Source organism: Vibrio sp. 10N.261.52.A1, from assembly GCF_002876325.1.
Classification (GTDB): Bacteria; Pseudomonadota; Gammaproteobacteria; order Enterobacterales; family Vibrionaceae; genus Vibrio; species Vibrio chagasii.
Genome location: NZ_MCYD01000520.1, coordinates 1 through 12,624, shown reverse-complemented (window position 1 = coordinate 12,624; position 12,624 = coordinate 1). Strand labels below are relative to the sequence as shown.

Here is a 12,624-nt window from a genome sequence, read left to right as displayed (position 1 = left end):
GTTAAGTTTAGTTTTTATGCTTTTTTCTTTTATTAGGCATTATACGCATCAGAATCGTCACAACTTAAGCTTTGTCTACAACTATAAACAGTACGTTGAAAGAAAGAACGGGCTCAAACTCAAGACATTAAGCTCGACCAACTTTACTGATGAGCACTTTTCCATCATGTCTTACTCTTTTTCGAATAGCGGCGATGGGGTGTTATTTACTTCTGAAGCGCAAGTGGTCGAGAGACACAAAAATGTTTTCGAGTACTGTTTATATGATTCTGAGGTAGAGGACTTTACCGAACATAAAACCGATCCTCACTTTGAAGAGTTGTTTTTCACGGCATCTGACATCGTAATGAAAACGCGAACCCGAGATGTGAGTCGTAGTGCCGTGAATTACTTTAGCCAACACATCGTACTTATCAAAGGGGGAATATTTGAGTTCCCAACGTTGGTATCGCGTTCTCGTAGTCCACAATACGTGCCAGTAACCTGATAAACATGAGTCGCCCGTTAATGCCTGTAATCAAAGTACGAGTAAAACAGTAGCTGTCCAAGAGGTGCTGTTTCGTATCAACCCCCTCACTTACCTCGTAATACGCGATTAAGCTCTGCTAACGACTATTCACCAATCCTACACCACCTTGTTGAGCTTTTTAGTGTCATACCTTAGTCTAAATTGTCGACAATCTGCTTGATTGTCGACAATTTGATCGTGTATTTTATATTCATGTTATGAAATTGTTGACAATTAAGGTCGGCAATGAGAAGTGGGCAGCGTGAATATGAATACCGCGATCAAAGATCTTACCTTAAGTGCCAATACAAAACCGCGTATTGGTGACAAAGAAAATACCAAGTCAGAAAGCCTGACGGAATACTTGGTTGAAGCGATAGTTAACGGCGAGTTAGCTCCGGGCAGCAAGATATCTGAACCCGAGTTAGCTAAACGCTTTGAGGTAAGCCGAGGCCCATTGCGCGAAGCGATTATGCGTGTCGAAGGGTTAGGGCTGATTGAGCGAATTCCTCATGTTGGCGCCCGAGTGATTACCTTTTCTGCTGACAAGCTACTTGAGCTTTACGCGGTTCGTGAGGCTCTAGAAGGCATGGCTGCAAGGCTTGCAGCAAGACACATCACACAAGAAGAGCTTATTGGGCTTGAAGGATTATTGTCGACACATTCAAAACATATCGATGAAGTAGAGGGTTCTTCCTATTTCCATCAACACGGCGATTTCGACTTCCATTATCGAATCATTAAAGCCAGCCGCAACAGCAAACTTATTTCTCTACTGTGTGATGAGCTTTACCACTTGTTACGCATGTATCGCTATCAATCACCTAGAGCGCAGTCTCGACCAAAAGAGGCGCTTGATGAACATAAATATATCCTACAAGCAATCCGTAACCGTGATGAAGAGCTAGCAGAAATGCTGATGCGTCGACACATATCCGGTAGTCGTCTGCTTATCGAACAACAAATTCAATCCAAAGGTGTGGATTAAAAACTTACAAAATCAACATTAAACAGGGAGCGTCATTATGAAGTTATCAGCAGGAGCGAAGTTCCGCCAAGCTGTGCAAGACAATGATCCACTGCAGATCGTCGGCACGGTGAATCCGTATTGCGCGATGATGGCAAAGAACTTAGGTCATCAGGCTATCTACTTGTCTGGTGGAGGTATCGCCAATGCGTCTTACGGTTTACCTGATCTGGGTATTACCACATTGAACGATGTGTTGGTGGATGTGGAACGCATTACCAACGCGTGTGACTTACCTTTGCTGGTGGATATCGATACGGGATTTGGTGGAGCGTTCAATATCGCACGAACTATTCGAGCGATGGAAAAAGCGGGCGCTGCTGCTATTCATATGGAAGATCAAGTGGCACAGAAACGCTGTGGTCATCGACCAAACAAAGCGATTGTTAGCCAACAGGAAATGGTCGATCGAGTAAAAGCGGCAACCGATGCAAGAACTGATGAGAGCTTTGTGATCATGGCTCGAACCGATGCTCTGGCGGTTGAAGGGATAGATAGTGCAATTGAACGTGCGATTGCGTGTGTCGAAGCGGGTGCGGACATGATTTTCCCCGAAGCGATGAATCAGCTCGACCAATACGTGAAGTTCTCGGCGGCGCTGAAATCAGCAACAGGTAAGCATGTGCCAATCTTGGCTAACATTACCGAGTTTGGACAAACCCCACTCTACAACTGCAAAGAGCTAGCGCAATCTCATGTCGACATGGTGCTTTATCCACTCAGTGCATTCCGCGCAATGAACAAAGCGGCGGAGAATGTTTATAAGCACTTGCTAGTTGAAGGTAATCAAGAAGCACTGTTGGATTCAATGCAAACTCGTAAAGAGCTCTATGAGCACCTGAATTACCACGACTACGAGAACAAGCTGGATCAATTGTTTTCGAGTGAAGAATAAACACAGTTTCAAATATTAAAACATCAACTTAATCCAATAACGTGAATGGTTAGTCAGTCACATCGGGTCCGTCAAATCGAATGAGATAGTTGCGGTCACTGAATATAAATAGTCAGCACCAAAGAGTGCAGGGCGGCTAACCCAGAAAAGGAGTTCATCATGTCTTTATCTTTGAGTGATCAAGCAACTGTCGATAATGCTTCTGCAGTAAAACAACAAGCAAGTGCAGCACCAGCGATTGGTGGTGCTGGTCTGCGAGGGCAAAGCGCAGGCTCGACGGCGCTATGTACGGTTGGCAAATCAGGAACGGGTTTAACTTACCGTGGCTATGACATAACCGACCTTGCGAATCATGCTCAATTTGAAGAAGTAGCGCACTTGCTATTAAGAGGTCATTTACCCAGCGAAAAAGAGTTAGATGACTACAAAACATTGTTGATTGGTTTACGTGGCTTGCCTGAACCGTTGAAAGCCGCTTTAGAACTTATCCCTGCAGACGCTCACCCTATGGATGTGATGAGAACAGGTTGCTCAATGTTGGGTAACTTAGAGCAAGAATCTGACTTCTCTGAGCAGCTATCAGCAACAGAACGTATGCTTGCACTTTTCCCTGCCATTATCTGCTATTGGTATCGCTTCAGTCACGATGGTGTGCGAATTGATACACAGGATCAAAGCGAATCATGTTTAGGTGGCTACTTCTTGAAGATGCTAACGGACAAAGCTCCGTGTGAACTGCATAAGAAGGTCATGCACTGTTCTCTAACGCTTTATGCGGAGCATGAGTTTAATGCTTCTACCTTTGCAGCTCGAGTTTGTGCATCAACACTGTCGGATATTCATTCGTGTGTAACAGCAGCGATAGGTACATTAAGAGGCCCTCTACATGGCGGTGCGAATGAAGCGGCAATGGAAATGATCCAAGATTGGAAAACCGCCGATGAAGCTGAAGCGAACATCATGACGATGCTTGCAAACAAAGACAAAATCATGGGCTTCGGTCATGCCATTTATCGTGAGAGTGACCCACGCAACGCGCTAATTAAACGTTGGTCAAAAGAGCTAGCACAAGAAGTTGGCGACGATCAGCTTTACGCGGTATCTGAACGCGTTGAAGCGGTAATGAAGCGTGAAAAAGGCTTGTTCTGTAATGCGGATTTCTTCCATGCTTCTGCCTATCACTTCATGGATATCCCTACCAAATTGTTTACACCTATCTTTGTGATGAGCCGCCTTACCGGTTGGACGGCACATATATTCGAGCAAAGAGAGAATAACCGCATCATTCGTCCAAGTGCAGACTACACCGGGCCGGAGCATCAAGACTGGCTACCTATTCATTTACGTTAATCCTTTTGTCTCAAGGCGACTCATATATCGAGTTGTCCTTGAGAGCCAATGAATAGAATTTTAGATAATGGTGGATGTATGTCTGATGTAAAAATTGAGAAAAACCAGAGCCTTGATCAAAATATAGGCGTTGAAAATAGCCAGTACAGAAAGGTTCTGCCCGGAACTGGCTTAGAATATTTCGATGCCCGTGAAGCGGTAGACGCGATATCTCCGGGCAGCTATAAGACCTTGCCATATACGTCGAGAGTATTGGCGGAGCAATTGGTAAGACGCTGTGATCCAGCTGCTCTTGAAGATAGCTTGAAACAAATCATCGAGCGCAAGAGCGACTTAGACTTTCCTTGGTATCCAGCGCGTGTCGTATGTCATGACATTCTGGGGCAAACCGCTTTAGTAGATCTAGCGGGCTTAAGAGATGCGATTGCTGACCAAGGTGGGGATCCAGCCAAAGTAAACCCAGTGGTCGAAACTCAACTGATTGTTGATCACTCTCTAGCTGTCGAGCATGCAGGATTTGATAGCGAAGCTTTTGATAAAAACCGTGCAATAGAGGAGCGTCGCAACGAAGATCGTTTTCATTTCATTGAATGGTGTAAAACGGCATTTAAAAACGTCAGTGTGATTCCCGCGGGTAACGGAATTATGCACCAGATTAATCTGGAAAAGATGTCTCCGGTCATTCAATCTAAACAAGGTATCGCGTTCCCAGATACCTGTGTTGGCACCGACAGCCATACACCTCATGTTGATGCGCTGGGCGTTATTGCGATTGGTGTCGGTGGATTGGAAGCCGAGACAGTGATGCTCGGTCGCCCTTCGATGATGCGATTGCCAGATATTGTGGGCGTAAAACTGACTGGTCAGCGACAAGAAGGTATTACAGCAACTGATATTGTGCTCGCAATTACTGAGTTTCTTCGCAATGAAAGGGTGGTTTCAAGCTACTTGGAATTCTTCGGTGAAGGTGCTCGTGCACTGACCATTGGTGATCGTGCGACTATCTCAAACATGACACCTGAATACGGCGCGACGGCAGGTATGTTCTACATCGATGAGCAGACCATTCAATATCTTAAGCTGACAGGTCGTGATCCTGAGCAAGTAGAGTTAGTTGAGCTTTACGCAAAGCAAACCGGACTCTGGGCGGATGATCTCGATTCGGCTCAATATGAGCGTGTACTCGAATTTGATTTGTCGAAAGTTGAGCGAAACCTTGCAGGTCCTTCGAACCCTCATCGCCGCTTACCAACCAGTGAACTTGCCCAACAAGGTATCAGCCAAGCTGCTTGGAAAGAGCAACACGCTGAACAATATAGTGATGAGCAAATGCCAGATGGCGCGGTTATCATCGCGGCGATTACATCATGTACCAATACCAGTAACCCAAGAAACGTAGTGGCGGCAGGACTAGTGGCAAAAAAAGCCAATCAACTTGGTTTGGTTCGTAAGCCATGGGTGAAAACGTCATTTGCTCCGGGATCTAAAGTCGCCAAGCTCTATTTAGAGTCAGCAGGTTTGCTCCCAGAACTGGAACAGTTGGGTTTCGGCATTGTCGGCTATGCGTGTACGACTTGTAACGGTATGAGCGGGGCGTTGGATCCGCAAACTCAACAAGAGATCATTGATCGTGACCTCTATTCCACTGCGGTGTTATCAGGAAATCGAAACTTTGATGGTCGAATCCATCCTTATGCCAAACAGGCCTTTCTAGCATCGCCGCCATTGGTGGTTGCTTATGCCTTGGCTGGCACGATTCGTTTTGATATCGAGAAAGATAGCCTCGGCACAGATAACAACGGCAACCCTATCTATTTAAGTGACTTATGGCCAACTGATGCGGAGATCGATACGGTTGTTGGCGAGCATGTAAAACCACAACAATTCCAACAAATTTACGTGAAAATGTTCCAGCCAGATGATGAGCAGCTAAGCAGTGAGCCGCTATACGATTGGCGACCTAAGAGCACTTATATTCGTAGACCGCCTTATTGGGAAGGTGCGCTCGCAGGTGAACGAAGCCTGTCTGGTATGAGACCTCTAGCCATTTTAGGTGACAATATCACCACCGATCATCTGTCACCATCAAATGCGATTCTTGCATCAAGTGCGGCAGGGGAATATCTCGCCAAAATGGACGTTCCAGAAGAAGACTTTAACTCTTATGCGACTCACCGAGGTGATCATTTAACTGCACAAAGAGCGACCTTTGCTAACCCGAAACTTTTCAATGAAATGGTCAGAGAGTCAGGGAACGTGGTGCAGGGTTCATTGGCACGAGTTGAGCCCGAGGGAGAAGTAACTCGCATGTGGGAAGCGATCGAAACCTACATGAACCGTAAACAGCCTTTGATTGTTGTGGCTGGCGCAGACTATGGACAAGGTTCATCACGCGACTGGGCGGCTAAAGGCGTGCGATTAGCGGGTGTTGAAGTGATTGTTGCTGAAGGCTTTGAGCGAATACACAGAACCAACTTAGTCGGTATGGGCGTCTTACCTCTGCAATTCAAAGAGGGGACGGACCGCAACACCTTACAACTCGATGGTACTGAACTTTACGATGTGTATGGCGACATCCAAGCGGGTTCAGATTTGGCGTTGGTCATTACTCGTAAAAGTGGTGAGAAACTTGATGTGCCAGTGACTTGTAGATTGGATACGGCAGATGAAGTGAGTGTGTATAGCGCTGGTGGCGTATTACAACGCTTTGCCAAAGACTTTCTCGCGCAATAGGAGCCTGTGATGAACGTTAAACAGATAAAAGTCCCGGCAACTTATATGCGTGGAGGAACCAGCAAAGGTGTTTTCTTCTGCTTAAATGACCTACCAGAAGCAGCACAAGTTACGGGGGCTGCGAGAGACGAGTTTCTTCTGCGTGCTATTGGTAGCCCAGATCCTTATGGAAAGCAAACCGATGGTATGGGAGGCGCGACGTCCAGCACCAGCAAAACCGTCATCGTGTCGAAGAGTGGTAAAGTGGGTCACGATGTTGATTATCTCTTTGGGCAGGTAGCTATTGATAAGCCATTTGTCGATTGGAGCGGTAACTGCGGGAACTTGTCTGCGGCGGTTGGCCCATTTGCTATTCACAGTGGTTTGGTGGATTCAAGCCGTATTCCGCAAAACGGTGTGGTCGAAGTGCGAGTATGGCAAGTGAACATAGAGAAAACCATTATTGTTCATGTGCCTATCGTGGATGGTGAAGTCCAAGAGTTGGGAGATTTTGAACTTGATGGTGTCACTTTCCCTTCCGCAGAAATTCAGGTTGATTTTCTAGACCCGGCAGATGGGAGTGGGTCGATGTTTCCGACAGGAAATGTGGTCGATTTCTTAGATGTCCCGGAGTTAGGTTGCATCAAAGCGACTTATATTAATGCAGGGATACCGACCATTTTTGTTGATGCTGAATCGGTCGGATATCAAGGCACTGAGCTTCAATCCGATATCAACAGCGATTCAAAAGCCTTGGCACTGTTCGAGTCTATACGAGCACATGGCGCAGTTGCGATGGGGCTTATTGAGTCGTTAGAACAAGCGGAATCACGCCAACACACTCCCAAGGTTGCGTTTGTTGCTAAGCCTCAAGCCTATCAAGCTTCAAGTGGCAAGTCAGTTACTGTGGATGAGACAGACCTGCTGGTACGCGCTCTGTCTATGGGGCAATTGCATCACGCCATGATGGGCACAGCTGCGGTTGCGATTGCTTCAGCTGCGAGTGTTCCGGGCACGCTAGTGAATTTAGCGGCGGGAGGAGGCTCTCGTGACTTTGTGACTTTTGGGCACCCATCAGGAACATTGAAGGTAGGTGCTAAAGCGCTAGAGACCGAAAGCGGATGGAAAATTGAGAGGGCGATTATGAGTCGTAGTGCCCGAGTGATCATGGAAGGTGCCATTCGTGTGCCTTTTTCTAAATAAAGCGATGTTGCGGCTGTTCCAGTAACAGCTGAGCATGCAGAGAAGAGCGCACTCAAGTAAGCCGGCTAATGCTGGGCGCTTGGCGTAATGGACAAATCATGGAGGAGACATTATGTCTGCTACAAATCGAATAGACGGTAACACGGGTTACGACACTGAATATCAATGGTCACTAAACGATCCTCAATCTTTCTGGAAAACACAATCGCAAGCCATTGATTGGTTTGAATCACCCCAAAACATCTTACAAGCCGACAAGAATGGGATCGAACGTTGGTTTCCTGACGGGGTAATGAATACCTGTTGGTTAGCGCTGGATTATCATTGTGAACATGGACGTGGTGACAATACCGCGTTAATTTACGACTCTCCGGTTACCGGATCTCAATCCTCGTACACTTACAATCAATTGCGAAACCAAGTGGCTAAAGTCGCTGGGATGTTAGCCACGCAAGGCGTTACCAAAGGTGATCGTGTGGTGATCTACATGCCAATGATTCCTGAAGCGGCAATGGCAATGTTGGCTTGTGCTCGACTGGGAGCGGTTCACTCGGTTGTGTTTGGCGGATTCGCTCCTCATGAGCTTGCCGTTCGAATTGAGGATGCCGAGCCGAAGGTGTTGATTACTGCATCTTGTGGTGTTGAGATTAACAAGGTGCTGCCATATAAACCGATGGTCGATCGCGCAATCATGGACAGCCGCTGGAAGCCTGAAAAAGTGGTGGTATTCCAAAGAGAGCAGTCACTAGCCGAATTGAACAACGAACGCGATGTACTCTGGCAACAAGCCGTTGAAGATGCCTTGCCACATGTGTGTGTACCTGTTCTTGCAACAGACCCACTATATATACTGTATACCTCTGGAACGACAGGCAAACCAAAAGGGGTTGTACGTGATAATGGTGGTCATGCGGTTGCGTTGAAATACTCGATGAGCACTATCTACGATATGCCGCAAGACGGTGTGTTTTGGGCTGCTTCTGATGTCGGTTGGGTCGTTGGGCATTCCTATATTGTGTATGCGCCATTGATTCATGGTTGTACGACCATTTTGTTTGAAGGTAAGCCAGTACGAACGCCTGATCCGGGTGCTTTCTGGCGCGTGTGTGAAGAGTATAATGTCGATGTGCTTTTCTCGGCACCAACGGCCTTCCGGGCAATTAAGAAGGAAGATCCCGAAGGAGAGTTGCTCAACAAGTATGACTTATCATCACTCAAGTCTATTTTCATGGCAGGTGAACGTTTAGACCCGCCAACATTGGACTGGGTCGAATCTCACACGAGCAAACCGGTTATCGATCACTGGTGGCAAACGGAGACGGGTTGGGCGATTTCCGCAAATCCGACGGGGCTTGAGTCTTTGCTTGTGAAAGCGGGTTCTTCAACCAAGCCTGTACCCGGTTATCAAGTGGAGATCCTCAATGAGTTGGGTGAAATAGCACAAACGAATCAACAAGGTTTTGTGGCACTCAAACGACCACTACCGCCAGGTTGTTTACCTACGGTATGGCGCAACCACGATAGGTTTGAATCTGGTTATTTGAGCCAGTTCCCAGGTTATTATGTCTCGGGTGATGGCGGTTATCTTGATGAAGATGGTTATCTATTTATCATGGGTCGCATCGATGATGTGATAAATGTGGCGGGCCACCGCTTGTCTACGGGTGAAATGGAAGAAATTGTTGGTGGCCACCCTGCCATTGCTGAATGTGCTGTGGTTGGTATTCACGATGATTTAAAAGGTCAGCTTCCTCTCGGATTGGTTGTTCTTAAAGATGGAGTGAAAGTGGATGGAGAAGACCTTCAAGCTGAGTTAGTGGGTAAGGTTCGAAATGAGATTGGTGCTGTCGCCTGCTTCAAGCAAGCCTTAGTAGTCGAGAGATTGCCTAAAACTCGCTCGGGTAAGATCTTACGTAGAACCATCCGACAAATTGCTGAAGGCGAACAATATGTGGTGCCTTCGACGATTGATGATCCAACAAGCTTAACTGAGATCGCACAAAAGCTCGGAAAATAGGGCGAGGTTCATTTGATACAGGTTAATAGGCGATCCGATGGGATCGCCTTTTTTGTGTCTGGGGAAGAGAACCCAGGCTCACAAAGCACTTAGTATTTCGTTATGCATAAATTGGGTTATACATAGCAGACCATTATGTTTTATCTAAACTTGCGTTTATTTATCTTGTTCGTTCGTCTGCTTAATATGGCGTCAATCCAAACGAAGAACGAAGCGAGACTCCTATGACATTCACTAAACCTTTTCTTTTAGCGACACTGATTGTGACTCTTTCTGGCTGTGCATCACCGGCAATGGATAACGAAAATGAGAATGCTGCACGAAATCGTGGTGCGGTAGGCGGTGCGTTACTAGGAGCGACAGCGGGTGCACTGACTGGAGATGCAAGCTTGGCCGTTAAAGGTGCTGCATTGGGTGGTGTTACTGGTGGTGTCGCGGGTTCAATGAAGGATACGGATGATGCGAGAAATGCTCAGCGAACTCAAGTGACTGCTGATGGCTTGTCGCAAGATAACCGCACTGATGCGGAGAAACGAGTCGCTGAAGTCGAAGCGGAAATTAAGTTGATTGAATTGGAGCAGCAGCTTGCTGATCTTAAGGAAGGCAAAGAGGAGAAAAAAGGCGACGGCGCATAACGCTCGACTCTTGCCCAATAGGTTTAACAACCATCCCATCTCAACGCGAATGACCACGACAACGTGGTCATTTTTGTATCTAAAATACACTGTTCAAACAACGAATTAATTCAATCACTTGTATAGCTAGTGATGGCAAGTAAACTAGACTCTGTTTAGATAATTAATTGGGCTGAGAACCGTACTCATAATGAACGTCACACTAAGAGCTGCAAAGCACACCGATCTAGAGCAACTGAATGAGTTGATGTTTGATCTTCACCACCACCATCATATCGCCTGCCCTGAGCACTTTAAGACGGCTCAAGAGATCGAGCAGGAAAAGAGTATTGCAAGGTACTTAGATGATCCAGAGTGCCTAGTGTATGTGGCGCTCAAAGGGCAGCTAATTGTCGGGTTCATTTCAGGACACTTTTGTGAGCTTATCTCCACAGTGAGCAAGCCGGTTCAGATGGGGAGTGTCGATGAGCTTTTTGTTTTACCGGAATACCGAAAAGCGGATGTCGCTCAGTCGTTGTTTGAGCGTATCGAATCTACTTTCGAAGACTATGGTGCAACGCAAGTGTTCGTCGAGGTTTGGGACTTTAACTCTCCTGCCAAGGACTTCTATCAAAAAATGGGGTTCACACCTCACATTCAATGGATGAGAAAGGCTTTGCACAAAACATAGACAGCGATTTTGTGTGTGTTTCATTACAATAGTTCAACTGCGATAGCAGTCTCCATTTCTTCTATTATTTGTAGGTAAATTCGTTGGCTATTCGATATCTATTGATTTTTATTATTTCTCTGTTGAGTACTACTCCCGCTTTGGCAAACAACACCTTGCCTGATCATATTTCGGGCGCCTTGTGTGTAGTACGTGCTGACAATCAAATTGTGTTAGTTGATGAGCTGATCACGGGGCAATTGTCTCTCCCGGGAGGCACCGTAGTCGCCGGTGAATCACCTGCTATCGCAGCGCAGCGCGAAACTTGGGAAGAAGCGGGGCTATCCGTAACGGTTGGTGATGTACTTGGTTACACTGACAGCGCTGTTATTTATGATTGTATCTCAGATTCTGAAGTCATCAGCTATCAAGCTCGAAATGAGTTGGGTGGCTTTGAGCTTCCTATTTGGTTCGCTCCTCATTATGGAGTTGAAGTGAGTAGGGCGATGTTACTTCCTCCGACAGCATTGCCAGCAAATCAATACCGCTATCCTGAACAGTGGTCTGAGATTAATGATCTGTTTCTTTCGGCGACAAACCAACCTGTGACTTATGTTACGGAGCTGGTGGGTGCAGCACCAAAAGTTCATCAAGTTGAACTAGGCTGGATTGTTTCGCTGCAAAACATGTTCGATACCCTACCTAGTATCTTTTCTAATACGGTTTTATTGACCGATCTACTTGCAAAACCATGGGCTTTCATTGTGATCTTGCCATTAATCGCTTGGCATTTTGGTCGCAACTTTGCATTGAAGTTCGGTTTCACTTTGATATCGGTGACACTGCTGACTTTGATAGCGCACCAAGGGTTTGGTTTCCCACGCCCACACGCTTATCTTCCAACATTGAAATTAGTGATGAGCAGTGGTTATAGCTTTCCAAGTTTGTTGGCAGCGCTTTGGGTGAGTTTAACTTTGTTGGTGCTGTGGAAACTAAAACGTCTTTTTGAGCAGAAGTCGATACTGATTGTACTTGCCGGGCTACTTTGGATTATGCTGTTTAAAGCTTATACGGGCAGTGCATTTTTCAGTGATGTGTTGATGGGCGGTTTGTTAGGCGTCTTAACGACTTGGCATATAGTGAGACTTGATAGTAAACCCGATGTTGATATTAGTGTGCTATTAAGCTCCAAAGGCGTTTGGTGGGGCTTATGCCTACTATCAATCGTACTTACAGTTATCTGGCCACTGCCAACGTTCTCATTCTGGGTCGCTATTTTAATGACCATTGCTTGCCTGGTGACGCTAACGGACTCTAAACCTTTAATCGGTCAATTCTCGTTTAAGGTTGTACTAGGCGTGATGGCGATGTTGCTTGCGGGAAATCTGCTGATTAGCTGGGCTGGTAGCTTTGTTTCTTTTAGTGGTATCGCTTCATTTATTGTTGAGACATTACGCTTCCCAATTTTGATTTTGTTTGGTGTTGTGGCATTTCGTTTACCTTGGGCAAGAAAATAACCAATGAACTGTTTGTCTCGTCCTAAAATACGTTGACAGTTTTTTACTAAGCCAACAGCGCCGGCTGTTGGCTTTTTTCATGCACCTCATTTGGAGTTTTCATCATGAGAC

General features: G+C 46.2%; 10 protein-coding genes. All 10 read left to right on the top strand.

Annotation, left to right across the window (positions count from 1 at the left end; translation table 11 throughout):
• Positions 1–487 (top strand): hypothetical protein (locus BCT81_RS06990; RefSeq protein WP_241908175.1); only part of this gene is annotated, 487 nt, incomplete at its 5' end.
• Between the two features lie 289 nt (positions 488–776).
• Positions 777–1,496 carry a GntR family transcriptional regulator gene (locus BCT81_RS06985; RefSeq protein WP_102423653.1) on the top strand — a complete coding sequence of 240 codons (720 nt, stop codon included), beginning with the start codon at positions 777–779 and terminating at the stop codon, positions 1,494–1,496.
• A 37-nt stretch (positions 1,497–1,533) separates the two neighbouring features.
• Positions 1,534–2,430, top strand: a complete 897-nt coding sequence (gene prpB, locus BCT81_RS06980) for a methylisocitrate lyase (RefSeq protein ID WP_061033476.1) — start codon at positions 1,534–1,536, stop codon at positions 2,428–2,430.
• A gap of 159 nt (positions 2,431–2,589) precedes the next feature.
• A complete protein-coding gene (gene prpC / locus BCT81_RS06975) occupies positions 2,590–3,780 on the top strand; it encodes a 2-methylcitrate synthase (RefSeq protein ID WP_102423652.1) in 1,191 nt (396 codons plus the stop codon).
• Positions 3,781–3,858: 78 nt separating this feature from the next.
• Positions 3,859–6,513: a Fe/S-dependent 2-methylisocitrate dehydratase AcnD gene (gene acnD, locus BCT81_RS06970; protein WP_102423651.1), complete on the top strand. Its 2,655-nt coding sequence runs from the start codon at positions 3,859–3,861 to the stop codon at positions 6,511–6,513.
• Positions 6,514–6,522: 9 nt separating this feature from the next.
• On the top strand, positions 6,523–7,695 hold the full coding sequence (gene prpF / locus BCT81_RS06965) for a 2-methylaconitate cis-trans isomerase PrpF (protein WP_102423650.1): 1,173 nt from the start codon (positions 6,523–6,525) through the stop codon (positions 7,693–7,695).
• 112 nt (positions 7,696–7,807) lie between these two features.
• On the top strand, positions 7,808–9,712 hold the full coding sequence (locus BCT81_RS06960) for a propionyl-CoA synthetase (protein WP_102423649.1): 1,905 nt from the start codon (positions 7,808–7,810) through the stop codon (positions 9,710–9,712).
• Positions 9,713–9,936: 224 nt separating this feature from the next.
• On the top strand, positions 9,937–10,347 hold the full coding sequence (locus BCT81_RS06955; protein WP_102423648.1) for a glycine zipper domain-containing protein: 411 nt from the start codon (positions 9,937–9,939) through the stop codon (positions 10,345–10,347).
• Between the two features lie 190 nt (positions 10,348–10,537).
• Entirely contained in the window at positions 10,538–11,017 is a 480-nt protein-coding gene (locus BCT81_RS06950; RefSeq protein WP_102423647.1) for a GNAT family N-acetyltransferase, read from the top strand.
• Between the two features lie 83 nt (positions 11,018–11,100).
• A complete protein-coding gene (locus BCT81_RS06945) occupies positions 11,101–12,513 on the top strand; it encodes a phosphatase PAP2 family protein (RefSeq protein WP_102423646.1) in 1,413 nt (470 codons plus the stop codon).
• Positions 12,514–12,624 lie beyond the last annotated feature (111 nt).